This window comes from Caballeronia choica, assembly GCF_001544535.1.
In the GTDB taxonomy this organism is placed as follows: domain Bacteria; phylum Pseudomonadota; class Gammaproteobacteria; order Burkholderiales; family Burkholderiaceae; genus Caballeronia; species Caballeronia choica.
On record NZ_FCON02000081.1, the window covers coordinates 1 to 25,244 of the forward strand.

The 25,244-nt window shown below is 62.8% G+C and carries 19 protein-coding genes; 6 read left to right on the top strand and 13 right to left on the bottom strand.

What is annotated here, in order from left to right; translation table 11 throughout:
* Positions 1-454: 454 nt before the first annotated feature.
* The 6 genes from AWB68_RS46935 to AWB68_RS27730 are packed head-to-tail and all read right to left on the bottom strand — an operon-like array spanning position 455 to position 6,689.
* On the bottom strand, positions 455-688 hold the full coding sequence (locus tag AWB68_RS46935; protein WP_125483058.1) for a hypothetical protein: 234 nt from the start codon (positions 686-688) through the stop codon (positions 455-457).
* A 55-nt stretch (positions 689-743) separates the two neighbouring features.
* Positions 744-2,903, bottom strand: coding sequence for an acetate--CoA ligase family protein (locus tag AWB68_RS27710; protein WP_087647562.1), 2,160 nt, complete (start codon positions 2,901-2,903; stop codon positions 744-746).
* A 59-nt stretch (positions 2,904-2,962) separates the two neighbouring features.
* Positions 2,963-4,186, bottom strand: a complete 1,224-nt coding sequence (locus AWB68_RS27715; RefSeq protein ID WP_374729614.1) for an acyl-CoA dehydrogenase — start codon at positions 4,184-4,186, stop codon at positions 2,963-2,965.
* Between the two features lie 2 nt (positions 4,187-4,188).
* A complete protein-coding gene (locus tag AWB68_RS27720) occupies positions 4,189-4,632 on the bottom strand; it encodes a Zn-ribbon domain-containing OB-fold protein (RefSeq protein WP_087647543.1) in 444 nt (147 codons plus the stop codon).
* Between the two features lie 4 nt (positions 4,633-4,636).
* A complete protein-coding gene (locus tag AWB68_RS27725) occupies positions 4,637-5,854 on the bottom strand; it encodes a thiolase family protein (protein ID WP_087647544.1) in 1,218 nt (405 codons plus the stop codon).
* Between the two features lie 52 nt (positions 5,855-5,906).
* Positions 5,907-6,689: an enoyl-CoA hydratase-related protein gene (locus AWB68_RS27730; protein ID WP_087647545.1), complete on the bottom strand. Its 783-nt coding sequence runs from the start codon at positions 6,687-6,689 to the stop codon at positions 5,907-5,909.
* Positions 6,690-6,840: 151 nt separating this feature from the next.
* Between AWB68_RS27730 and AWB68_RS27735 the strand changes: the two genes are divergently transcribed.
* The 6 genes from AWB68_RS27735 (at position 6,841) to AWB68_RS27765 (ending at position 17,362) form a co-directional block, all read left to right on the top strand.
* The gene (locus AWB68_RS27735; protein ID WP_087647546.1) at positions 6,841-7,746 is read left to right on the top strand and encodes a LysR family transcriptional regulator; all 906 of its coding nucleotides are present in this window, start codon (positions 6,841-6,843) and stop codon (positions 7,744-7,746) included.
* Between the two features lie 217 nt (positions 7,747-7,963).
* Positions 7,964-9,064, top strand: coding sequence for an IS5 family transposase (locus tag AWB68_RS27740; RefSeq protein ID WP_087647564.1), 1,101 nt, complete (start codon positions 7,964-7,966; stop codon positions 9,062-9,064).
* A 1,542-nt stretch (positions 9,065-10,606) separates the two neighbouring features.
* The gene (locus AWB68_RS27750; RefSeq protein ID WP_235028531.1) at positions 10,607-11,989 is read left to right on the top strand and encodes a DUF1329 domain-containing protein; all 1,383 of its coding nucleotides are present in this window, start codon (positions 10,607-10,609) and stop codon (positions 11,987-11,989) included.
* 119 nt (positions 11,990-12,108) lie between these two features.
* Positions 12,109-13,926 carry a DUF1302 domain-containing protein gene (locus AWB68_RS27755; RefSeq protein WP_087647548.1) on the top strand — a complete coding sequence of 606 codons (1,818 nt, stop codon included), beginning with the start codon at positions 12,109-12,111 and terminating at the stop codon, positions 13,924-13,926.
* Positions 13,927-13,993: 67 nt separating this feature from the next.
* Positions 13,994-16,354 carry an efflux RND transporter permease subunit gene (locus AWB68_RS27760; protein WP_200828809.1) on the top strand — a complete coding sequence of 787 codons (2,361 nt, stop codon included), beginning with the start codon at positions 13,994-13,996 and terminating at the stop codon, positions 16,352-16,354.
* Between the two features lie 12 nt (positions 16,355-16,366).
* Positions 16,367-17,362, top strand: a complete 996-nt coding sequence (locus AWB68_RS27765; protein WP_235028532.1) for a WD40/YVTN/BNR-like repeat-containing protein — start codon at positions 16,367-16,369, stop codon at positions 17,360-17,362.
* 262 nt (positions 17,363-17,624) lie between these two features.
* Here the strand turns inward: AWB68_RS27765 and AWB68_RS27770 are convergent, their stop codons facing one another.
* The 7 genes from AWB68_RS27770 to AWB68_RS27800 all read right to left on the bottom strand — a co-directional run bounded on the left by AWB68_RS27770 (position 17,625) and on the right by AWB68_RS27800 (position 25,236).
* Positions 17,625-18,158 carry a DUF1097 domain-containing protein gene (locus AWB68_RS27770; RefSeq protein WP_160110075.1) on the bottom strand — a complete coding sequence of 178 codons (534 nt, stop codon included), beginning with the start codon at positions 18,156-18,158 and terminating at the stop codon, positions 17,625-17,627.
* A gap of 70 nt (positions 18,159-18,228) precedes the next feature.
* On the bottom strand, positions 18,229-19,284 hold the full coding sequence (locus AWB68_RS27775; RefSeq protein ID WP_087647550.1) for a Rieske 2Fe-2S domain-containing protein: 1,056 nt from the start codon (positions 19,282-19,284) through the stop codon (positions 18,229-18,231).
* A gap of 12 nt (positions 19,285-19,296) precedes the next feature.
* The gene (locus AWB68_RS27780) at positions 19,297-20,256 is read right to left on the bottom strand and encodes a PDR/VanB family oxidoreductase (protein ID WP_087647551.1); all 960 of its coding nucleotides are present in this window, start codon (positions 20,254-20,256) and stop codon (positions 19,297-19,299) included.
* 43 nt (positions 20,257-20,299) lie between these two features.
* A complete protein-coding gene (locus tag AWB68_RS27785) occupies positions 20,300-21,145 on the bottom strand; it encodes an alpha/beta fold hydrolase (protein ID WP_087647552.1) in 846 nt (281 codons plus the stop codon).
* Positions 21,142-21,558, bottom strand: a complete 417-nt coding sequence (locus AWB68_RS27790) for a RidA family protein (protein ID WP_087647553.1) — start codon at positions 21,556-21,558, stop codon at positions 21,142-21,144. The genes AWB68_RS27785 and AWB68_RS27790 overlap by 4 nt, the downstream gene beginning before the upstream one ends.
* A gap of 137 nt (positions 21,559-21,695) precedes the next feature.
* Positions 21,696-23,456 (bottom strand): hydantoinase B/oxoprolinase family protein, encoded by a 1,761-nt coding sequence (locus AWB68_RS27795; protein ID WP_087647554.1) that lies wholly within the window; start codon positions 23,454-23,456, stop codon positions 21,696-21,698.
* Positions 23,449-25,236 carry a hydantoinase B/oxoprolinase family protein gene (locus AWB68_RS27800; protein ID WP_087647555.1) on the bottom strand — a complete coding sequence of 596 codons (1,788 nt, stop codon included), beginning with the start codon at positions 25,234-25,236 and terminating at the stop codon, positions 23,449-23,451. Before AWB68_RS27800 ends, AWB68_RS27795 begins: the two co-directional genes overlap by 8 nt.
* Between the last annotated feature and the right edge of the window lie 8 nt (positions 25,237-25,244).

The window sequence follows — 25,244 nt, forward strand, 5'->3', positions numbered from 1 at the left end:
CGGACTCAAGTTAAGGTCCTTCATCATTGGCACTGCCACGATGCCCAGCACGGCCTTGTCTGCAAAGTTTATTATCATGTATACGAATAACAGGCTCACGATCAGCCTTTCGCGCAATTTTGGATGGCTATGCGGCATGGGTGTCTCCTAGTTTTGTCACCTTGTTTCTTTCGCTGGTTCGTCGCCGTCTTGCACTCTTGCTTCGGCGCTCTTTTTGTCGTCGCCGCAAATGACGTTTTTTATCCGTGTATCGTCCTCGCAGACGTGTGAAGGTTTTTCCGGCTATGTGTGGGCGGGAGTGCTTATTTCTATTGCCGCAGCGGGGTTGTCACCTCGAACTTCGAGGCGACAAACGTGCACCTCTTCATGTGCGTACTCGCGTGTGAAGTCAGGCCCCCGCTGGAACGGAATCGAGCCGGTCAACTCGGGGCCCCGATCACTTCGCTCGAACCGATCACGCCGTTGGCCTATGGCTTGTAGACCACCAGCACCGGCACGCCCAGTGCGTCTTGGGCGGCGGCAAAATTGCGTGCCGCGAGGTCTGAGTCGCCGTCGCGCCAAAGAGCGCGATCAACGTGATCGGCTGGTTAGGATAGCCCCCTTGCGCCTGTGCAGTGCCGCCGCTCAGAGCGAGCAACCGGCCGCCGAGCAAAGCTGGCCAGCCGCGCGATGTGGGTTGCTTGTTCACGCTTTGTTTCCTTGCTAGATCTGACCCGGATCGGGAATTTTTTTGGGCCGTTCCATCAGCCTCCCCCCTGCCCTCTGAACACCATCACACAATCGACAGCGACGGGTCCGGTTGGACCGACCAGCACCGGGTTCAGATCAAGCTCATCGAGCCGGGGTGCCATCGCTGCGGCCCAGATCGACAGCCGCGACAGCAGCGCGGCGATTGCGGCGCGATCGACAGCGGGCTGGCCCCGCACACCATCAAGCAGCGTTCGCACGCGCAAACCGTCCAGCATGCGAAGCCCTTCAGCCTCGCTGAACGGACCCAGCCGAAACACCACGTCCTTCAGTACCTCGACCAGCACTCCGCCAAGGCCCACCATCAGCACCATGCCGAAGCTCGGATCACGCTGCACCCCGATCACCAGCTCAAGCTGGCCGGCGGTCATCGGCTGCACGACCACGCCGTCCAGCCGCGCCTCGGGCCTGGCCTTGCGAGCACGCTTCAACAGGGTGGCGAAGCCCTGGCGAACTGCGGCTTCGTCGTTCAGTTTCAGCAACACGCCACCAACCTCGGTCTTGTGCGTGATGTCCGGCGACTCGATCTTCAGCACTACCGGGCCACCGAAACTACGCCAGGCGGCTTGCGCCTCATCGCCGTGACGCGCCAGCGCGACTGGCGCCATCGGCACGCCCGCGGCCTGAAGCCAGGCGGTAGCTTGCGCCGTCGGCTGCACGCCATCGCTGAAGTCACCGCAAACGTCTGCTGCAACACGCTCCACCGCGGCCGCTAGCGCGGCCCGTTCGGCGCGATTCTCGGCCGCAACGCGCAGAATCTGGCGATGGCGCACCATCGTCGCGGCCGCCTCGACTGCCCGTTCGCCGGCCCCGAATACAACCATGCCCTCGGCTCGCAGCCGGCGCACCGCTTCGGGCGGCGCTGCCACCCAGCAGATGATGAACGGCCTGTCGGTGCGGTCACGGATCTGGCAGAAGATGCCCACCAGCAGGTCCACGTACGCGGTCATCAGTTGCAGCCAAACGATGCCCACGTGCACCTGCGGGTCAGCCAGCAAGGTGACGACGGATTCGAGCAGCAGATCGGGGTTGCCGACAAACTGGCCGGTCACATCCACCGGATTGCCGGCAGCGCCGAAGGCCGGCATCACCTTGGCGAGCGCCGCCTGCGTCTCTGGCGCCAGCGCGGGCACCTCAAGGTCGAGTTCCTCGGCGTGGTCAGCCATCATGACGCCGGCGCCGCCCGATTGCGTAGCGATGCCCAGCCCGCCGCCATGCGGCACACGGTCCGAGCACAGTGCCTCGAGCATGTCGAGCATCTGCTCTTCATTACGCGCACGCAGCACGCCGTGCTGGCGCAGTACAGCATCGAACACGTCGTCCTCTACCGCAAGAGAGCCAGTGTGCGAAGCAGCGGCGCGCACCCCGGCGGCCATGCGGCCGACCTTGGTCAGCACCAGCGGCTTGCCAAGCTCGGCGCAACGCTGGGCCAGCCGAATCAGGCCGGGCCCGTCGCGCATGCCCTCCAGATAGCCCGCGGCGACACGGATGCGCGGGTCCTCGATAACCGCGAGCATCAGGTCACTAAACGAAACGCCGGCCTCGTTTCCGGTGTTGATGAAATAGCCCAGTCCCAGCCCGCGGTGGCGCACCAGCGCGGCGATCGCCGTGCCGAACGCCCCGGACTGCGTGACAAACGCCACCGGGCCTGCACCAGTATCGCCGTCGGCATACTGGCTGAAGGTTGCATAGACGTTGTCGAACGCGTTGACGAAGCCGAGGCAATTCGGGCCGCAGATCACCACGCCATGCGCGTCGGCACAAGCGCGCAACGATTGCTCGACCCGCTTGCCGTCGGCACCCATCTCGCCGAAGCCTGAACTGAAGATCACTGCGGCAGCGACGCCACGACGACCCAGCGCTGCGATGCAAGCCTCGACTTCGCGCGCCGGCAATGCGACGATCGCGAGGTCGGTCGCCTCCGGCAACGCGGCTACGTCGGGATAGGAGGCGAGCCCGGCAATCTCGGAGTACTTGGGGTTCACGGGGTACAAGCGCCCGGTGTAGCCCTTGTCGATCAAGTGCTTGAGTGGTCGGCCGTTGATCTTCGCGAACTGCGGCGAGGCACCGACAATCGCGATGGAACGCGGGCGTAGCAGGCAATCCAGCGCGCTGCGCGCTGGCTCCGCGGCGGAAACAAGGAGTCTGGTAGTCATCGGACCTTCGGCGGCGATAGGTTGCATGCGAGGGGCTTGGCCATGGAAGGATGCGTGGCTCAATTGGCAAAAGCGGATAAGCCGGTTTGGGCGCGTCCGAGCACGAGCGCGTGGATGTCGTGCGTGCCCTCCAGCGTATTGACGGTCTCCATGTTCATCATGTGGCGAATCACGTGGTATTCGTCCGAGATGCCGTTGCCGCCGTGCATGTCACGAGCCAGGCGCGCGATCTCAAGCGACTTACCGGCGCAATTGCGCTTGAGCAGCGACACCATCTCGGAACTGGCCACGCCTGAGTCGCGCATCCGGCTGACCTGGAGGCAGGCGAGCAGGCCGAGCGCGATCTCTGTCTGCATGTCGGCAAGCTTCTTCTGCACCAATTGGTTCGCGGCCAGCGGACGCCCGAACTGTTTGCGGTCAAGCACATACTGGCGCGCCGCATGCCAGCAGAATTCAGCCGCCCCCATCGCGCCCCAGCAGATGCCGAAGCGCGCGTTGTTCAGGCACGCGAAAGGCGCCGCGACGCCACGCGCGTCGGGCAGACGCTGCGACTCTGGGACGAACACATCGTCCATCAAGATCTGCCCGGTGGGGGATGCGCGGACGGAGAACTTGCCCTCGATCTTGCTGGTCATCAGGCCCTTCATCCCGCGTTCGAGAATAAAGCCCCGCACCACACCTTCGTCGTCCTTTGCCCACACCACCATCAAGTCAGCGATCGGGGCGTGCGTGATCCAGGTCTTGCTGCCAGACAGACGCCAGCCTCCGTCTACCTGCCGCGCGCGGCTCGCCATGCTGCCCGGGTCCGAGCCGTGGTCGGGTTCTGTCAGGCCAAAGCAGCCAAGCAACTCGGCACGAGCCATCGCGGGCAGGTAACGCTCGCGCTGCTCCTGGCTACCGAACAAGTAGATCGGAGTCATCGACAAGGTGGTCTGCACGCCCAGTGCCGAGCGGTAGCTCGTGTCCACGCGCTCGAACTCACGTGCGATCAGGCCGTAGCCGACATAGCTAATGCCGGCGCAGCCAAAGCCTTCGATGGTCGCTCCCAGGAAGCCAAGTTCGGCCATCTCCTTCATCACCGTGACGTCGAAACGCTCGTGGCGATTGGCCTCGAGGATGCGGGGCGCCAGCCGCTCCTGGGCGAAAACGCGTGCGCTGTCGCGGATCATGCGCTCCTCGTCGCTGAGCAGCGCGTCCAGTTGCAGCGGGTCCTGCCAGTCGAATGGCACATCACGCATCGCGGCCTTGCGCAGCGTGAGCGGTTCCGGAGTCTGATGCGTCATGGTCAGATCCTTTCTGTAGAGTGCGTACGCAACGGACGGAACTTAGGGATGCCCGCCTCGGCACTAATATCCTCACAGTGGACTTCCACCCGCATGCCGATGCGGATGTCGTCGGGCTGGCAATCGGTGACTTGGGCGTACATGCGAGCACCGTCGTCCAGATCAATCAGGCACAGGACCAGCGGGAGGTCAACTTCCCAGCCGGGGTAGTTCATCGCGACCGAGTACGACACCGTGTGCGAATAGACGGTGCCATGAGGTCGCGCAGCGGTCCAGGCGAGCGGGCGGCTGCCGCACTCGATACACCACGGCTTGGGATGGAAGTTAAAGGTCCCGCAATCGCTGCATTTCTGCAGCACGAATCGGCCTTGCTTAGCCGCGGCCCAGAATGGGCGCGTCTGGTCTGTGATGGCGGGCAGCGGCTTGGGTGGCAGGTTGTTGGTCATGGATTCAAGGCTCCGTTCCAAGGATTAGCGAGATGCAACTGCGGCCCGGGCGCCCGTAAGGGATGCCGCCGAATCCGCAGGCTGCGGAAATTCGCCCATTCTTTACCTGGCGCTCACCGGCTTCGCCGCGCAACTGGGTGACTGACTCGACCAGTGGCATAAAGCCGCCGATCGCGCCGCCGGGCTGGCCGCCGGAGAGTTGCCCGCCGTCGGTCGAGAGCGGGAAGTCGCCGTGGAAACGCAGGTCGCGTTCCTCGATGAAATGACCGCCGTCTCCCTTCTTGCAAAAGCCCCAATCCTCGAGCGTCATCATGGCGATAAAGGGGTAATCGTCGTACGGCTGGAAGAGGTCGATGTCGGTGTGCCGAACCCCGCCCATCGCCATCGCCTGTGGCGCTGACTGCGCGTAGCCGGTAGTAGTCACGTCAGGCAACACGCGCGAGCCGTGGTAGTAGTTGTTGGCCTCACCGAAGCCGCGCAGGAAGACAGGCTTGTCAGTCAGCGTGCGAGCGGTCGCGGCCGAGGTCACGACATAGGCCAGCCCACCGTTGACGATGGGCACGCAATCGAGCAGACGGATCGGATGCGACAGCATGCGAGAATCCATGTACTCGTCGAGCGTAAAAGGCTTGCGATAGATCGCACCGGGATGGAACGACGCGTTATAGCGTGTTGAGACTGCGAGCTTGCCCAGCTGCTCGAAGCTGAGCGAGGGAAATTCATGCATATAGCGCGTCAGCACCAGCGCGAATTGCGCGCTCGCGCCCATTACGCCGAATGGCCCCTGGAAGTCCCAATAGACGCCGCGGGTGCGTTCCGGCGACAGCGGCAGCCCCGGCGCAGCGGAGGGAATGTTCAACGGCGTATCGGCCCCGACCACCAGCACGCGGTCGACGATGCCTGCCTTGATCATCGCTGCTGCGCGGATCAGCATCGCGGAGGCTGAGGCACCACCCTGGTCGGCGCGCAGCAGCACCTGCGGGCTAATGCCCAGATTCTCGGCCGTCGCGGCCGACCAGTTCACCGTGTGCGCCACTTCGGCATGCGCAACGCCAAGACCCTGGCCGTCGAATTCTTTCTTGCTCAGCCCCGCTTGCTTCAGTGCAAGATCAGCGGCCCAGGCAATGTATTCATCGACGGTCGGCGCCGTTTCGCCGGGCTTAGCTCGAGTGTAGGGCGTTCTCCCGACGCCAACGATGGCGACTTCCGATCGCATGGACATAGTGCGAGATTCCTTTTGAGGTAGAGGGAATGCGTTGAGGCGAGGTGGTGCGTCAACGCCCCGAGAATGCGGGCGGACGGCGTTGGATGAAGGCGGTCATGCCCTCTTTCTGGTCCTGGGTGTCAAACAGCAACTCGAACGAGCGGCGCTCGAGCAACAATCCGGTAGCAAGGGCAGCGTCGGCGCCCCCAAGCGCAGCTTCCTTGATCAAGCGCACAGCTACGGGCGGACGCGACGCGATCACTTCGGCGAGCGCGAGGGCGCGAGCCTCACTCACGTCGTCGTCGACGACCTCGCTGACCAACCCCATCGCGAACGCTTCGTCGGCCGAGACTGGTTCGCCCGTCAGAAGCAGCTTCATCGCGCGGTACTTGCCGACTGCCCGCATCAGGCGCTGCGTGGCACCGCCGCCGGGCATCACGCCAACCGTCACTTCGGGTAGCCCGAGACGCGCGCTGCGTCCGGCAACGATGATGTCGGCGTGCAGCGCCAGTTCGCAGCCACCGCCCAGCGCGTAACCGGACACCGCTGCCACTACCGGCTTACTGCAGTCGGCGATCGCCTTCCAGTAGCGCGGCACGTCAAGCGCCCAGACCGCGTGCGGTCCCCTCTCGACCAACTCCTTCAGATCCGCCCCGGCAGCGAAATGGCCTTCGCCACCGCATAGCAGTACGCAGCGCACGCCCTCGTCACGGTCAAGCGCAAGAAACCTGTCGGCAAGTTCCCGGCGTAGTGCTGTATTGAGCGCATTGCGTGCTCCCGGGCGGTGGATGCGAATCCGCGCAACTCCTGGGGCGGGGCAGTCGCTGAGCAACAAGGCATTGGTATCGTTCATGGCGTTCGGGTCTCTGGTATGCGGTTATCCTACGCAGAGGCAGCCAATTCCCGAAGTTTAGATTTCCAATGATCTTTATTGATATTCGAAATATGCTCGAATACCCTATTGCCTGCACGAAGGCGTTGAACTGTGAAGCCAACCTCCCCCAATGAACTTGCGTTCGATCGACCTCAACCTACTGTTGGTATTCGACACCATCTACAGCGAGCGCAACATCTCCAAGGCTGCGCGCAAGCTCGCTCTGTCGCAGCCGACGGTGAGCAACGCGCTCGCCCGCCTGCGCGAACGCCTGGACGACCCGTTGTTCACACGCACGTCCGATGGCATGGTACCGACCGCACGCGCCAAGACGTTGGCGGATCCCATCCGGCAGGCGCTGGACCTGATTGAGCGCGGTCTTCGCTCGGACGATGCGTTCGATTACGCACACTCGGAGCGGCGCTTTGTGATTGCAGTTGAGGACTATGGCGAGACGGTGATAGTGCCGCGCTTTTGCGACTGGCTGGCACAGACGGCGCCCAACATCCGCATAAAGATCCTCCGCGAGCCCGGCAACCAATTGACCGCGGAAATGAAGGACGGCGAGGTTGACCTGACGCTGGACTACTTCATACAGCACGACCCGTCCTTTCGCAACGAACGCGTGCTGACAGAGGGCTTACTTACGCTCTCGCAGCGCGAGCATCCGCAGCTAACCGGGCGCTTGACGCTCGAACAATATCTCGCGCTGCGCCATGTAGTGCTGACTCCGCGTGCCGGCTCAATGTCAATCATCGACCGTGCCCTTGCCAAGCGCGGGCTGCGCCGGCACATCGCACTGGAGGTGCCGCATTTCCAGTCGATGCCAGTGCTGGTCCAGACGGCCGGGCTGCTGTGCACCCTGCCCAAGCGCATGGCACAGTTGTATGCCGACAACTTCCGGGTGACAGCGCATACGGTTCCGATGCGCGTCCCGAACTTTCCGATCTACCTCACCTGGCACAGCTCGGCCGATACCGATCCGGCACACATGTGGCTACGCCAAAACCTGATCGCGCTGTGCCAACGCCTTTGACGAAGCCGGTAAGGTCCTCCCGGCGCACTCACCCGCAGTCGGCGAAGATTTTTTTGGGCGCCTCGGCAATTTCCGCGAGGCAGAGGTATAACCGGGATTCATAAAAAATCCGCCACATCCCCATCTAACAGGCTGGTGAAATACCTCGTGTGGCGGTCATCCGGGACGTGGGCGTAAACGTTGAACTGATGTCATCAATGAGAACGAGATGGAACAGATGCGCGGACCGGATGGCTTTACCGAATCTATGTTCACAGTGTTGAAGCTGGATGATTTCGTGCCGAAGGACCATCCGTTGCGTCCGATTCGCACGTGGCTCAATGACGCGCTTAAACGCATGGACGATGTGTTCGCGCGGATGTATGAGGCGGACGTCAAAGGAGGCCGCCCGAGCATCGCGCCGGAGAAGCTGGTGCGCGCTCTTTTGCTGCAGGTGCTGTACTCAATTCGTAGCGAGCGCATGCTGGTAGAACAGATTTCCTACAACATGCTGTTCCGCTGGTTCGTCGGCTTGCCGATGGACGGGACCGTGTGGGACCACTCGACGTTCAGCAAGAACCGCGACCGGTTGCTCGAACACGACGTGCTGGTGTTGCTCTTCAACGAGACAGTCGAGACCGCGCGCGAGCGCGGGTATCTTTCCGGGGAACACTTCAGCGTCGACGGCACGTTGATTCAGGCATGGGCCGGGCACAAGAGCTTTGTGCCCAAGGCAAGTCCAGACGATGATGACACGCCTCCTGACGAACCGCCCGCGCCGAATGACAATTGGCGCGGACAGAAACGCAGTAACGAGACGCATCAATCCACGACTGACGAGCAGGCGCGCCTGTTTCGCAAGAGCAAGGGAACTGGAGCGATGCTCTGTTATATGGGCCACGTGTTGACCGACAACCGACACGGCTTGGTTGTCAACGCACAGGTGACTCTGGCGACGGGCACCGCCGAGCGCGACGCGGCCGAGATGATGCTCGCCGATGCCGCGAGTGTTGCGCCGCTCGGCATTACGGTGGGCGCGGACAAGAACTACGACACTGCTGGCTTCGTCGCCAGTTGTCGCGCGAATTGCGTCACGCCGCATGTGGCGCAAAACGATGGACGTCCGGGAGGTTCAGCAATTGACGAGCGAACTACGCGCTGGCCGGGTTACGCGGTCAGCCAGCAAAAACGTAAGCGCATTGAGCAGGTATTCGGATGGGGCAAGACAGTTGGACGAATTCGCCAGGTCATGTATCGGGGACTTGAACGCGTAGACCAGCTCTTCGTGCTGACGCAGGTCGGCTACAACTTGACGCGTATGCGCACACTCGCGGGCTGAGGGGCAATAAGCAATGGCGTAACACCGATATCGTGAACCCGCGAGCAACGTGGAATGCCTGCAAACGTCTTCCGCGTTTCAAAAGTGCGACCCCCAGCATCCGTCGTAATGCACCCGAACGCATCAACGACCGATATTTCAGCAGCCTGCTAAGGCATCGATGCAAAGGAAAAATGGTGGTCGGCTTCACCGCGCGCAGTGCTTCCTTACGTGAGATGGCACCTCTCCCCGTTCCGATTCATGCCATGCGCATCGATTGCATAGAACGCTTCGGCCAGTGCAGCGCCATCGGTCGGGAACAAATCTTCCCAACCCGCGGAGTCCCGAACGAGTCGACAGGATGACGGTGCGGCTGTCGCCTGCTGCCTCGAGGCGCACGCTGCGCAGCAAGATGCCCTGGTCGTCAAATCGGCCAGCACATCCACCGCGCCGAGGGCTCCGGCGGTCACCGTTTTAGGGAAGGCTGGTCGGGATATGCCCTGCTTCGAAGTATCGAACGTTCTCCGGCGCCTGTCTGATAAACGGCAAAGACCGCTCGATCATCGCCTGCCTCGGTGGCAGCCCATGCCGTGGAAGTCCTGCGCAAGCGAGTACACGCAGCACTGTCTCGAGAGACACGAGGTTAGCATGTATCCGTGAGCGATCGGTACTTGCATGCAGCTGCCATCGCAGCCAGGCCCAGAACACTCCCCCTCTCCAACATCCGTCCCAGACGCATTTTCGCCGCTTCGATCTTGTGAGCCGGCAGCGACGCCAGTTGCCGTCGTACGCCTGCGGTCGGCTTCGATGACTCCGCATTGTGCCGCTTCGAGCCGCCATTCGTCGGCTGGAGCGCGAGCTCGGCTATCTTGATGCGCGTCCCGATCGACTCGTTCCCCATGACCTTTCAGCCAGCCTCTCGTCGAAGGCCACATCAAAAATTAACAACAATTGAAGAAAGGGCGTCCGCGAACACGGTTTCAACGTCGGAATCTCGAAACGGACGACCTCACCTCTATGACCAACCGTGGCATTTACTTCAAAGGTCAACTATTACGCAGCCACGAAATCATCCCTCTTTGTTGGTTGATATACCTATTCGTCTTAACACTCAGGGTATGTCCGACGCATCCCAATCCCACTTCGTGGCTCGAATTTCTTGCGTTATAGGCTGCCATACCTATACTATACCTGCGTACCAACCTATAAATTTGTTGACGCCGGAAATATGCATGGTTACCGTCACTTTCCATGACAGTCCGCTCGAGAAGAAGCTCATGACAGCCGCCCGGTCCGCGATCAGACGATCGCTTACCGCGGAGGAAATGTCGGCCTCGACGCTTGATACCTGACGGGACAGCAGCGATCGGTAGTAACCGCTTCAAGCGATATATTTCGTCATCCGAACGTTTTCGGATGAACTCTTTTGTGTCTGAAAGAATCCGCAGTGCCCGGCAATTTCGTTCTCGACGAAAGCATGCACTGTGGTCGCCCGCATTCGTTGTGTCGAATTCGCTTTGGTCAAACGCATTTCCAAGTCCTGTTTAACGAGGAGTCAACACCGTGAACTTCAGTCAAGCACTCATCGCCCTCGCGGTCCTGGGCTCGCTTTCCAATGCGTCACGCGCGGCGACGCAAGCCGATGCCGACCGGCTAGGCAATGACCTAACTCCGGTCGGCGCCGAAAAGAGCGGCAACAAGGACAGCACCATTCCCGCCTTCACGGTTCCGAGCAAGCCGACTGGAAACTGGTCCTACGGCAAGGTCCGGGAAGACTTCTGGAAGTACAAGGACGAGAAGCCCGCGTTCGTCATCGACGCCTCGAACGTCGACAAGTACGCGAACAACCTCGCCGCCGGGCAGATCGCCCTGATCAAGCAGGTCAAGGGCTACACGATGCCGGTGTACCCGACTCACCGTGAATGCAGCGTGCCCGATTTCGTCGCGCAGAACACGAAAGACGGAATGCTGAAGGCCTCCATTGCCAAGGACGGATGGTCGCTCGAGAACGCCACCCTGCCGGGCGTGCCGTTTCCGGTTCCGGCCACCGGCATAGAGGTGATTTGGAACTGGATGATGCGGTATCAGGGGGTCGGCGTGGAGTGGCCGGACGGGTACACCTATGTGTCGCCTCGCCCTGGCGGCGCGGCACCCATCGTCATCCGCTGGAACCAGCAGACCTACTATCCGTGGGCGAGAAAAGGGCAGCACACGCCGGAGGACGAGCAAGGCCTGCACACGGGCATTTTCTACAGCTATTCGGAACCGGCCGCGCTCGCGGGACAAGGCCTCGTGCAGCGCTACTACTACAACAAGGATACCGACTCCTTTTACTACTTCACCGGCCAGCGGCGCGTCCGCCGCCTTCCCGCCTACGCCTATGACGCACCTGCCATCGGGTATGACAACCAATACCCCTATGACATGAACTACGTCTTTACGGGCAATCCGGATCGTTTCGACTGGAAGCTCGTCGGCAAGAAGGAAATCTTTATCCCGTACAACGAGCTTGCGATGCAACGATTCAACAGCAAGCTGAGCGATGCGACGCTACCGGATCTCGTGAATCCCGCCTTGAGGCGCTATGAATTGCATCGCGTCTGGGAAATCCAGGGCACCGTCAAGGCTGGCTTCCGCCATACGACGCCGACGAAGACACTCTATGTCGACGAAGATAGCTGGCTCGTCGCCATCGGAGACGACTTCGACGCCCAAGGCAAGATCTGGAAGGTCAAGGAAAACTACATCGCTCCCGAATGGGAAATCGGCGCCTGCTCGCTCGCCGCCGCCACCTACACCGACCTGATCAGCGGCCGCTATATCTTCGACATGACTGTCATCGGCACCGGCAAGGACCTCAAGTTCTACTCTCCCGGCGCGACTGATCCGCGATTCACCAGCAGCTTCTACACAGGCGAAAACCTGAGCGCGATCAGCAGTCGATAAGCCGCTCGAACTTCACACAACCCGGCGACAGAAGCGCACGGCACGGCGCCACGGAGCGTCGTACCGTGCTGCGCCACGCATATCGCCGCTCAGAACGACAATCAGACCAGGAGGCAGAAATGGCACGGCTTGCAACGAAGGCATTGCTCTCCGTCGTATGCGGCGCTTGCGCTTCCGGCGCGGCCCATGCGTATGAGTTCGATACCGGCATCAAGGATATGCACGCTTCATGGGTAACGAACCTGACGGGCGGCGTAGGGATTCGCACCAAGGACCCCAGTTGCTCATTGACGGGCGACCCGAACGCGAACGGTTGCGGCCCGGCCGCGAACACCGCGCAATGGGCCAACGGCGATGACGGCGACCTCAACTATAAAAAAGGCAAGCCGTTCACCACCTCATTGAGCCTGACGAGCGAACTGCTCCTGACGATGCCACCCGAAGGCTACAAGTTCATGATCCGCGGCACGGCAATGTACGACTTCATGGCCGCCAACACCGAGCGGACCGAGTTGAGCGAGGCGGCGAAGAACCAGATCGTGCGTGACGCGCAACTGCTCGACCTATGGGTCCAGAAGGACTTCACAATCGGCGACCAGCGCGCACACATTCGAATCGGCAATCAGGTCATCAACTGGGGCGAGAGCTACTTCGCGCCGGGCGGCATCAACGCGACGAACTCGCTCGACATCCAGAAGCTCCTCGTTCCCGGCACGCAGCTCAAGCAGGCAATCCTCCCCGCGCCGATGATCAGTTTCGCCACGGGCCTGCCCGCCGGGTTCTCGACCGAGGCCTACTATCAGGCGTTATGGAACGGCAACCGCTTTCCTCCGGTCGGCTCGTACTGGTCGGTCACGGATACCTTCGGGCGCGGCGCTCAACCGTTCTCCCTCAACACGAACAACTTCAACGTCAGCGGATACGATGCCGCGACCATCGCGGGCGGCGGGGCGAAGAATTCGGCGTTCCTCAACGGCATCAACCAGAATCTCGTCAACGGCTTATACGCGGGGCCGCCGTTTAGTTCACTGGGTTCGCCTTCGAACGTCTATCTTCCGGGCAACAAGCCGCAGTTCGGCGTGAAGCTGGGTTACAAGCCGTCGTTTATCGACGCGAGCTTCGCCTTCTACTATGAAAACTATACCGACAAGTCGCCGGTGCTGACGTATCTCGCCAACGGCAGCACACGCTGGGACAACCTGACGAACCGGCAGCTCTTTGGTGTCAGCAGTAATTTCTCGCTGGGCGACTGGGCGATCGGAACCGAGCTGTCATACCGCCCGCGTGATGCCGTCACCCTCTCGGGCTGCTATCTGGCGGGCGGCCCGGCCGACGCGAACACCAACTTTGGCGGCGTCGACTGCAAGGCTTACATGGATGCCAAGAAACTACAGTTCGACATCAATGCCCAGTTGAATCTCACACGGTCCACCTATCCGATACTGAATTTCATCAAGGCGGACATGGCGATCTTCACGGCCGAACTGACCTGGATCAAGTACCCCGGCCTCAGCCCCGACGCTCAATACTTTCGCACGGTGAACGGGAAGAACGTCTATCAGCTGGCGGACGCTGGTTACTTCCCCTGGCTGAACAACAATTCCGGTCTTGGCTATCCGATCGCCGCGGGTCAAGGAACGTCGAATTCCGTCGGCATGACAATCGATTTCAACTGGACCTATGACGGCACACTGATTCCCGGCTGGCAGGTAACGCCGGGCGTCACGTTCTATGACGCGCTCACAGGCTACACGCCTACGCTGCAAGCCAACTACATGCAGGGCGCGAAGTCGATCAACGTCTATCTGCTCTTCAACCAGAACCCGACGACGTGGCAAGGCGGCATCAACTTCACGGCGTTCTTCGGCGGCAACTCGCTTTCGCAGCCGTATGCCGATCGCAACTTCGTCGGTCTTTTCCTGACCCGTAACTTCTAGGCGTCCCGTGCGCATCCGGACACCGCCCCCGGATGCGCCGCCCGGTCCAAATGAACGAGGAGGTCTCGTGCTTAACAGGTTGATTGGTCACCTGGAGATTCAGCTTTTTTGCCATCGCTTCATCGTGTTACTGGCCCTTGCGCTGCTGACGGCAACTATGGGATGGTTCGCGATCCAGCTTCGGATGGACGCGGGGTTCGAAAAGCAGATTCCCGTGGGACACGAATACGTACAGACCTTCCAGCAATATCGCAACGAACTCTTCGGCGCGAACCGGCTGACCGTGGTGGTCAAGGCGCGTCACGGAACGATCTGGACCAAGGCGGGGCTGACGCGCCTCTACAAGGTCACGCAGGCGGTGATCCTGCTGCCCAACGTCGATCGCCTGGGCGTCCAGTCGCTCTGGACGCCCAACTCGTTTGTCAACGAAATCACCGAGGAGGGCTTTCGCAGCCAGCCGATCATCGCCGGCACCCTGACCGACGATACGCTGACCCCCGACGATGTCGCGAACATCCGGCGCTCGACGTCGGACGGCGGCTTTATCGGGTCTCTCGTCTCACGCGACCAGACCGCCGCGATGATTACGGCGGAGATCAATGAAACGGGCGCCGATGGCAAAAAAATCGACTATGTGGCCTACAACCACATGCTCGAAAAGCTGCTGCGCCAGCCCTACGAAGACGGCGACTACCAAATACAGATCATCGGCTTTGCCAAGCAGATCGGCGACATCGCCGACGGCGCCAGATCGGTGCTGGTGTTCTGCGGGGTGGCGCTCCTCTTGACCGCGCTCGCGGTCTACTGGTATTGCCATTCGGTGCGCTTCACGATTCTGCCGATCATGTGTTCGCTCACCTCGCTCGTCTGGCAGTTCGGCGCGCTGCGCTTGCTGGGCTACGGGCTGGACCCGCTCGGCGTGCTGGTTCCTTTTCTCGTCTTCGCGATCGGCGTGTCGCACGGCGTGCAGCAGATCAACTACATCACCCGCGAACTCGGTCACGGCAAGTCGTCGGTGGAGGCGGCCAGGCTCAGCTTTTCGGGCCTGCTCGTTCCTGGCACGCTGGCCCTGTTGACCGCGCTGGTCTCCTTCGTCACGCTGCTGCGCATACCCATTCCGATGATTCGCGAACTCGCGATTACCGCCTCGCTCGGCGTGGGCTTCAAGATCGTCACCAATCTCGTCATGCTGCCGCTCGTCGCGTCGTACTTCACCTTTTCGCGCGCTTACGCCGACAAGGTGTTGCAGAAGCGCGAGCAGCGCGCCGTGTGGCTGCGTACCCTGGCGCGCGTGGCGGAGCCGCGCAATGCGGTGATCGTGCTGGTGGCGGTCGGCGCGCTGTTCGCGACGGCGGTCTGGGAAAGCCGCGACCGCGTCGTCGGGACGCTTCAGCCCGGCGCGCCGGAACTGCGGCCCGAGTCGCGCTTCAACCGCGATGCGGTGGCGATTGCCAGCAGCTTCGATGTGGGGCTCGACTGGTTGTCGGTCGCCGTGGAGGCCCCTGCCGACTCGTGCGACAACCCCGCCGTCGGGACCTTCGACGATCAGTTCGCCGATTCTCTCAGAGGCGTGCCGGGCGTCGTTTCCGTCACGTCCTACCCGGCGATGCTCCGCCAATACAACGAAGGCTATAACGAGGGCAATCCGCGCATGAGCGTCGTGCCGATCGATCCGGTGAACTACGCGGCACTCTCCGCCGAGATCGGGCGCGTGCGCGGCTATCTGAACAAGGATTGCAGCATGACTGCCATCCATGCGTATCTCAGCGACCATAAGGCCACCACCATCAGTGCTGTCATCGCCGCCGTCGTGAAGTATCGCGACAGTCATCCGACGCCCGGCGTCAAGGTGCGACTCGCCGCCGGCAACGCCGGCTTGCTGGCGGCGATCGACGACGAAGTCCAGAAAAGCGAATTGCCCATGATGCTGTATGTCTACGCAGCCATTGTTCTGCTCGTGTTCATCGTGTATCGCGACCTGCGCGCAGTCATCGCGTGCTGTCTGCCGCTTACGGTGGGAACGTTCATCGGCTACTGGTTCATGAAGGAATTCGAAATCGGCCTGACGGTGGCGACCTTGCCCGTGATGGTGCTGGCAGTCGGTATCGGTGTGGATTACGCGTTCTATATCTATAACCGGCTCCAGGCTCATCTTGCGGCCGGCGAGGAAATCGTGCGGGCGCTGGAACATTCCATTCTTGAAGTGGGTATGGCGACGATATTCACGGCCATCACGCTCGCCATCGGCGTCGCGACGTGGAGCTTCTCCGCGCTCAAGTTTCAGGCCGACATGGGCAAGCTGCTCGCCTTCATGTTCATCGTCAATCTGGTAATGGCGATGACCGCGTTGCCGGCACTCGCAGTCGTGCTGGACAGACTATGTCCGCGCCGCAAGCCGGTTCGGCCGCCCAGCGTATTCAGTCATTGAGAGGAGACGAACGTGAAGAGATATCCTTTCACCAAGACGTTCGCGGCGTGCTGTATTGCGTCGGGCGTTGGGGCGCTCGCGACAGTGGCCGTAGCAACCGCCGATACGGCCCAAGGCCGCCCTGAACTGCGCGTTCAGCCCGCCGAGCAACTGATAACCGCGACGCGAACGCAGATCCTCGCGGCGACTCGAGCCGGCAAGCGCATCGTCGCGGTGGGCGATTTCGGCGTGGTGCTGTTGTCCGACGACGGTGGCGCTACGTTTCGGCAGGCGCGCTCGGTACGTGCGCGCTCGACGCTCACCTCGGTCACGTTCGTCGACGATCGTACCGGCTGGGCCGTGGGTCACTGGGGCACCATCCTGAAGACGGTCGACGGCGGAGAAACCTGGGCGCTCGAGCGCTCCGATGTCACAACTGACCGGCCGCTCTTCTCCGTGTACTTCAGGAATGCGCGCGAAGGATTCGCCGTGGGCCTCTGGTCGTTGCTGTTGCAAACCACCGACGGGGGCAACACCTGGACCGAGGTCAATGTCCCGCCTCCTCCGAGATCGAAGAAGGCGGACACGAACCTGTACCACATCTTCGCGAACTCGCGAGGCGCGCTCTTCATCGCGGCGGAACAGGGGCGGGTCTTGCGCTCCGCCGATGGCGGCACATCGTGGCGCTACCTGAACACCGGCTACGCGGGATCGTTCTGGACTGGCGTGGCCACCAAGGACGGCACGGCGATCGTCGCGGGTTTGCGCGGCACGGTCTACCGGAGCACGGATGACGGCGAACATTGGGAACGCGCCGCGACATCGCTGCAAGGCTCGATCACCGATATCGCGCAGCTCGAAAATGGAGACATCGTCGCCGCCGGTCTCGATGGAGATGAATACACGAGCCACGATGGCGGCGTGTCGTTCGAGGGCGTTCAACGAGCCGATCGCGCCGCATTGACCGCCGTGTCGGCCGCATCGGGTTCGAAGCCGATCTGGTTTTCCAAGGACGGGCTTGTCAGATAGACGTACCCGCCGCGCTCGTGCTTAAGCGCGGCCGGGCATTCGCCGACGAGCGATCCGTGATTCGCCGGTTCGAATCGGCGGGCAATGTCCGACGCCGAGCCAGCGAGTTTCATCGGAACCGCTCAGGCCGCGGGCATGAGCGTGCGCGGCTCGAATGGCTGCGCGTGTCTCTCTTCAGGTCGGAGCGCTGCGTGCAAACCTGAAACGCTAACTGACCCGCCGCGACGTTCCATCTGCAGCGGCGCTCCCGAAACATGCGCACCTATCGCGACCGGCTCACGAGGCGCGGACCGGCAATGAGAACCCAGCCCGCCGCAGCGCCGATCAATCCGGCCGTCGCCAGGCTGAAGAACGCCGCGGCATCCGGCCTGAGTCCGCTTGCGAAGTAAGCGGTCATCCCGAGAAAATAGCCCACGATGCTGTTGAGCAGCGTGAGTTGCGCAAGCATCGCGACGACCACCAGCAAGAACACGACTACCGGCAGCGCGAAAACCCCAAGCACGGGTGCGAGATGACCGACTCCGGCAAACCCCGCCATGCCCAGCAGATAGCCGATCAACAGGCAGCAGATCGCGACCGACCCGGCACGCACGCTGCCGCGTCCCGAGCCGAACGTCGTCCATCCGATGAACATCATCCAGACAGGCAGGGACATGATCGCGCTCGCCTGTGCCGCCAGCGCGGCGACCAGGGACACGAATACGACGGTCGCGGCGAACTGTCCGCCGCATGCCGCATTGGACCGTACGGCTGGCGCTTCGGCCGGGGCCGCCTGACTCATCTGATCCTCGCTCATCGTCATTCTCCAACCGTCATGGATAAAACCGGCAGATGAGCCCACGGCCCACCCGCCCCCTTCCCGCAACTCACGAGACAGCCTGCTCGCCGAGCCCGAGCCTTGCCAGCGCCCGCCGATACTCGATCGACATGCGATCCGCGGGAATGTGGATTTCATCGCGCAAGTCGAGCGGCAACTGATTGGGAGACTGCGCTTCCACTTGCGGCGCATCTTCCGCATTGATCCGCATCGTGAAGTCGATCAGCACTTCCGCGGGCGTAAGCCGGCTTTCATCCACCACCACCTGGAAAATCCGCGTCGACCTCGCGCTGACTGGCGATGCGATGTCGTAAATCCGGTAAACATGCCCGGTCTTCGGATCGAAGACCTTGACCGACGATGCAAACGGCAGCGTCAGTTCGTAGGAGTAGACGGCGTGCCGATAGACCGGTGCGGCATCGGAATTCGCGTTGTCGGCATAGCGCACCTGTTCGGTGACGTCGGCCTGAAATGACAGCCGCGTCTCCGATATCGATACGTCATACGGTGCAATGGCCTCTTCGGGTCCGCCGAAGGTGCCCGTGTGCACCCACGGCACATGGCAGATGTCGTTGAAGTTTTCAACATGCCGCGCCGCCGACGATTGCCACGTGCTGACCGGCACCACCGCCACGGTGCCGCTGCCGTTTTCGATGGCGGGCCATTCGGGCAGGTCGGCGCGTGGCGTCGATGCGAGGCATACCCAGACAAACCCATAGCGCTCAGTGCACAAATAGGTCTGCAGGCGAAGCTTGCCCGGCACCGGAGAGCCCGGGGGCAGCGCCGGAATCCGCACGCACACGCCCGCGCAGTCGTAGTGAAACCCATGGAAGCCGCACACGAGCAGGCCGTCCTTGATCGAGCCGAGGCTCAGCTTCGCGCCGCGATGACTGCATACGTCCCGCGCCGCTTTCACGCCCTCCGGCGTGCGGTAAAGGACCACGGGAACGTCGAGCAGGCGCACGCCGGCCGGCTTGTCCGTCACTTCCGACGAAAGCGCGACCGGATGCCAGAACGTCGACAGCACGTTCCAGTCGGACTCGCTGAAGCCGCTGTCCGGTGGCATCGCCGGCTTGGCCTGAGTATTGTTGACGGGGAGGAACATTGTCTCGTCTCCTTATAGGTCCAGCGTGAGTGTTGTGCCGGGCTTGCCCCGCGACACGCAGATCATCATCCTGTCGCCGCACGCCCGTTCCCGTGGCGACAGGCAGTAGTCGCGATGCTCGATGTCCCCGCCCAGCACGGTCGTCCGGCAGGTACCGCAGATTCCCTGTTCGCAATTCAGTGGTGGCTCCACGCCATGTTCCCGAAGCACTTCAACGATGCTGCGATCGGCCGGCACGGCTGTCTCGACCTTGCTGCGCGCCAGTACCATGTTGAAGCTCGCCGCCGTCGGTTCCGGAGCGGCGGGCGCAGCGAAATATTCGGTGTGCAGGGTTACGTCATGACGATCGCCCACCGACGCGGACACGGCCTTCATGAAGCCCGCCGGCCCGCATAGGTACACGTGCGCGCCCGCAGGAATGCCTTGCGTGAGCCGCGCCACGCCGAAGCGCTGATGAGGCGGCCCGTCATCGAGATAGAGGCTTAATTGCTGCCCGAACGCGGCATGCTTCAGTTCGTCGCGGAAGGGCGTTCGCGCAAGCGAGCGTGTGGCGAAATGCATCGCAAACGCGCGGCCTTCGCGAGACAGGCGCCGCGCCATCGCCAGCAGCGGCGTCACGCCGATGCCGCCCGCGACCAGCACCGCCGGCGCGTCGACGTGCGCCAGCGCGAATGCGTTGCGCGGCACCCCAACCGCGATGCGGCTGCCGGCCTCCACTGCGTCGTGCATGAACGCCGAACCACCCCGGCCATCGGCGACTCTCAGCACGGCGATCACGTACCGGTCGCGCTCTGCATCGTCGTTCAGCAGCGAATACTGCCGCACCGCGCCGGTCGGCAGGTGCACATCGATGTGGGCCCCCGCCTCGAACGAAGGCAACGGGCCGCCGTCGGGCCGCGCCAGTTCGAACGAACGAATCCCGTCGGCTTCGTCGATGACGCGCCTGACTCGTAGCTCCATCGTGTTCTGCATGACTCACATCCTCGGATTCGATCGTGGTGCCGTTCCGCTTGTGTTACGTCCGGCTCTCCGTGCCGACGATCGAAGCCCCTGAGTTGCTCGCGCTCAGCAGGAATTCGGATAGCGCAGCGGCAAACTCCTCGGGCGCTTCGATGTTGCACAGATGGCCCGCGCCCTCGATGACCGTGAGCCTGCTTCCCGCGATGTGCTTCGCGAGATACTGGCTTTCGGACAGCGGGAATACCCGGTCATCGTCGCCCGTCACGACGAGCGTGGGCACCTCGATGGACGGCAGCGCCTGACGAAAATCCGTCGTGACGAGCGCGCGCAACGCCTGCTTGTACGACGCCGGCCGCAATGCGACGAGCGACAGGCGCAGCCGCTCGCGAATCGCGGCATCGGCCCTTCTGCCAGCCAGCACGTCGACGAGACCCGGCGCGATATCGGCAATCGAACGGCCCGCCTCCAGCGGTCTCAGCCGCCTCGCCAGGAAATCCTCGCGTTCGGCCGCCGTGAGCAGATTCGCTCCGGCGCTCGTCGCCGCGAGCGTCAGCGTCGCGACGCGCTGCGGACAATGCGTATAGAAGCTCTGCGCGATGAAGCCTCCCATCGACAGGCCGACGACATGCGCACGCTCTGCCCCGAGATGGTCGAGCAAGGCCGCGAGGTCGAGTGCGAAATCGTCGAAGACGAGTGTCTCGCCGGGGTCGTCGCTGTCGCCATAGCCCCGGGCGTCCCAGGCGACGCAGCAATACGCGCCGCCCAGCCGCTCGAGTTCGCCTCGCCAGTTGGAACGATTCCCGCCGACGCCGTGCAGAAACACGACGAGCGGCCCGGCGCCCGCGCGCTCGTATGCGAGCCGCACGCCGCCACGGTGGTAATAAGCGGTCGAGATGTTCATTCGAGGTCGTCCGGCAAGACAGCGATCGCCTCGATCTCGAGCAGGACGTTCGGATAGATCAGTGCATCCACCTGCACGCCCGTGCTCGCGGGCTTGTACGCGCCGAAATATCGCTGGCGTACGGCCCAGTATTCGGCGGTAACGTTCTCTGTGAGTTCGCAGGCGAAATAGGTGGTCAGCTTGACAATGTCGGTCATCTTGCCGCCCGTGCGTTGCAGGATGGCCCGAATATTGTCGAAGCACTGATGCGCCTGCGCGGTCAGGTCGCCCTCTCCCACGAGCCTCCCGTCCGGTCCGAGCGCGATCTGGCCGGACAGATACACCGTATTGCCCGCTCGAACGGCGGGTGCGGGCGGCATGGCGTGCTCCCATTCCCATTCGGGCCGGATCGAAACGATATGGTTGTCAAACATTATTTTTCCTTGGGATGCGGACATCGCTGCCGCTGCGGCGGAGTGCGCGGCAGCCGTTTCGAAGTGCGTCGTCGCGTGCCGGGCGCTGCGCCATGCGGCCTGCATGACACAGCGGCCCGGCCATTCGGGCGCGCGTGCTATCCGGCTGCGGGCACGGCGGCCCGCAGCCGCGCCCGCAATGCCCGCGTCTCGGCAAGATCGACACGCGGCAAGTCCATCTCCACGATCACGACACCGTAGTCCTCGAATGCACTCCTGGGCGAAACGTATTCGTCGAACACGTCGCGCAAGACCAGTTCTGGGTCGCGCTCGAACGGATCGCCCCAGCCGCCGCCGCCTTGCTTGCGCGCGAACACGATCTCGCCGGGCTGCTGGAAGTAGCTCTCTCGCGCGATGTAGACCGGCTCTTCGTTGCGCCCCGTATAGTCGAGCACCACGAGATTGCCGACGCTGTCGCTGCCGCCCGCGAAGCCTTTGAGCGGATAGCGCGAGTGCTGGACCTGGAAGTGATTGCCGACCGCATCCGTGGTTGCGCGCCGCTGCATCAAGTGCGCCGGCGAGCCGCGCCAGCGGCCGGGCGCGGCGGTGTCGATGCCGTACTCGTTCTGCAAATAGAGGAACGGGAACAGCACTTCCATCAGCTCGAACGACGGAATCCGCAGCGACCCGTGAGGCGCCGCATAGCCGCCCCATCCGTCGGCGCCATACGCGCCGCCGCTCGAAACGGGCGCGGCCGAATAGTCGAAGCTGATGTAAAGCTCGCTGTCGTAGCGCTTGTTGAGGCCGAAGATTACATCGATGGTCAGGTCGATGAAGGCTGAGCCGGTGCGCTCCGGCACGACCTTCTCCAGGGCTTTCATCGTCGCCTGGCCGATGTCGTTGCCGATGCAGAGCGTCGAGTTGCCGACCGGCGCTGGCGAATAGGGATTCACCACGGTGCCTCTCGGCAGATGGACCTTGATCGGCCGGAAGAACCCCGAGTTCACGGGGATACCCGCCATCGCCACCGAGAACTCGGTATAGACCCACGACAGGCTGTTGCCAGGCGCGCTGTTGATGAAGCCCTGCGTCTGTTCGTGCGTGCCCGTCAGATCGACCGAGCAGCTGTCGCCTTCCACCGTAATCGCCACGTCGACGTTGATGTCCTCGCCGCCGCCGAAGTCATGATCGAGAATGCTCTGGCCGCGATAGACGCCGTCGGGCCATGCCGCGATCACGGAACGCACCTGCTTCTCGCTGTAGTCGAGCAGGTAGTCGATCGTATCGATCGTCGTTTCGAGGCCGTACTTTTCGATGAGACGCAGGATGCGGTCTTCGCCGACCTTGCACGAACCGATCATCGCGTTCAGATCGCCCATCATGGCCTCGGGCAAGCGATTGTTCGCGCGCAGCAGGTCGATGACGTCACGCCGCATCTCGCCCTTCTCGCAGATCTTCATCGGCGCAAGGCGGAAGCCTTCCTGCCAGATCTCGTTGGCCTTCGAGTTGTAGCCGCCCGGCACCGGCCCGCCGATTTCCATGAAGTGCGCGCGCACAGCCGGAAAGAAGACCGGCTTGTTGTTGTAGAAGATCGGTTTCATCACCGTCCAGTCGGGAAGATGACTCCCCCCGAAGTACGGATCGGTCGCGATGATCATGTCGCCTTCGTTCAGGTTGTACTTGAACTCGCTCAGCATCGCCTCGACCGAGGTCAGCGAAGCATAGATGTGGACCGGTTGCGAATTGGCGCGCGCGAGCAGATCGACCTGCGTGCCGCGTGCGAAGAAGATGCCGGTCGAATAGTCGTGAGCTTCGGAAAAGGCGGGCGAGACCGATGTGTTTTCCATCGTCTTGCTGATCTCTTCGGAGACCGTCTCCAGATATTGCCGGACGATCTCGGCGGTGATCCTGTCAACCATGTTTGCGCTCCCGGATTTCAGTGATTGCTGCGTGTTCGCCGCGGATGAGCCCGGTCGCGTGGCGATCGAGCGTCAGCGATTCGGGGTCGATCGCGACGCCATAGCGCTGGCGCGCGGCCTCGACGCTCACGAGGCCGTCGACGACATCGGTCAGCACCTGCTCGGGCGCTCGCGCATACGGGTCGCCCCAGCCGGTCCCGCCGCCCATGACGACCGTGATCGTCGCGTCGTCCTGCAACGGCCAGCCGGTGACGACATCGAGGACGTCCAGCTGCTTTTCGCCACTGCTGCGAATCTCGATTGCATTGCCGCTTCCCGCCTGCCCGCCATGCGGCGCGAGCCCGCTTTCCGAACGCGGAACGACTACGGCGGTCAGCCGCAGTTCACCGGCCGGCGGACGCGGAAGCGAGATGACCGCGCGCGTTCCCGGACTTCCCCGCTGTGTGCCGGGACCGCCGGAGTCGATCGCGTATTCGAATTGATCGACGCGTCCGCCTCGCCCGGCTTCGTACAGTTCGACCGAAGGCAACGGCACACGGGCCGCGATACCGGGCAAGCCCCAGCCGTCGTGTTCGGCGGTGGCGTCGGTGTCGCCCAGCGCGAAGTTGGAGAAGTCGAACATTTCCGCCTGCTCGACGGTGCGCCCGTGACGCGCGAGGTGATGGATCGAGAACAGCAGCATCGCGTTCGATGTGACGCGGCCGCCGTGCCCCGGCAGCGCGAGATCGATCGCGGCGCTCACGGCCTCCGCGATCTCGCAGCCGGCATGCTGCAAGCCCCAGCCCGTCGGCGCCGGATAGCGCGGATTCACGAGCGTGCCCTCCGGCGCGATCACATTCACGCATCGCATCGACCCGGCATTGCACGGCACTTCGCCGCCAAAGGCCACGATGAGCGGCAGCACCGCAAACGTCGAGCTCACGGACCGGCTCGCGTTGACGAATCCCGGCGACTGCGCATCGGTGCCGGAGAAGTCGATCGTCACCGCGCCGCCGGTTGCGCTCAGCGCGACGCGCACGGTTGCCTCGCGGCCGCCGTGGGCGTCGTGTGCCAGCACGCCCCGGCCTTCATGACGCCCTGGAGGAAGCTGCTCGATCAGCGCGCGCATGCGCCGCTCCGAATAGTCCAGCACCCAGTCGACCGCCGCGAGCAACGGCTCGCGGCCATAGCTGTCAAGCAGGCCGCCGAGGCGCGCCCTACCGATCTCGGCTGCCGCCTTCATCGCTTCGATGTCCAGTCCGAACGCCACCGGATTGCGGCTGTTGAGCGAAAGGGTTTGCAGCAGGTCGCGGCGCAGCTTGCCTTCCCGCACGAGCCGCACCGGCGTGCAGCGCGCGGCTTCCGCCCATAGCTCGGTCGCGCCTGGGTCGAGGTTGCCGCGCACGTTGCCCGCGAAATCCTCCGTGTGACCGCACACCGCGACGTACAGCGTGATGGAATCTCCGTATGCGACGGGTGCAACCAGCGTGAAGGTTTGCAGTCCCGCACCGCCGCCGTAGGGATCGTTCGTCAGCAGCACGTCTTCGGCTGACAGGTCATACTGGAAATAGTCGATCACGGTGGCGGCCGTCATCGCCATCGGATACATGTAGAGCGGATTACTGACCGCGATCAGTTGCCCTTCTTCGGTGAACAATGCGGTCGCGCACCGGCGCGATACGCCGATGGTCGGCGAGTACGCCGTGTTGGCGAGCGTCGCTTCCATCTCGGCGACGACAGCCTCGAACTTGCTGCGCAAAATCGCGGCGGATACAACATCCTGTCTGGGTGGCATCGTCATGGCTTCCC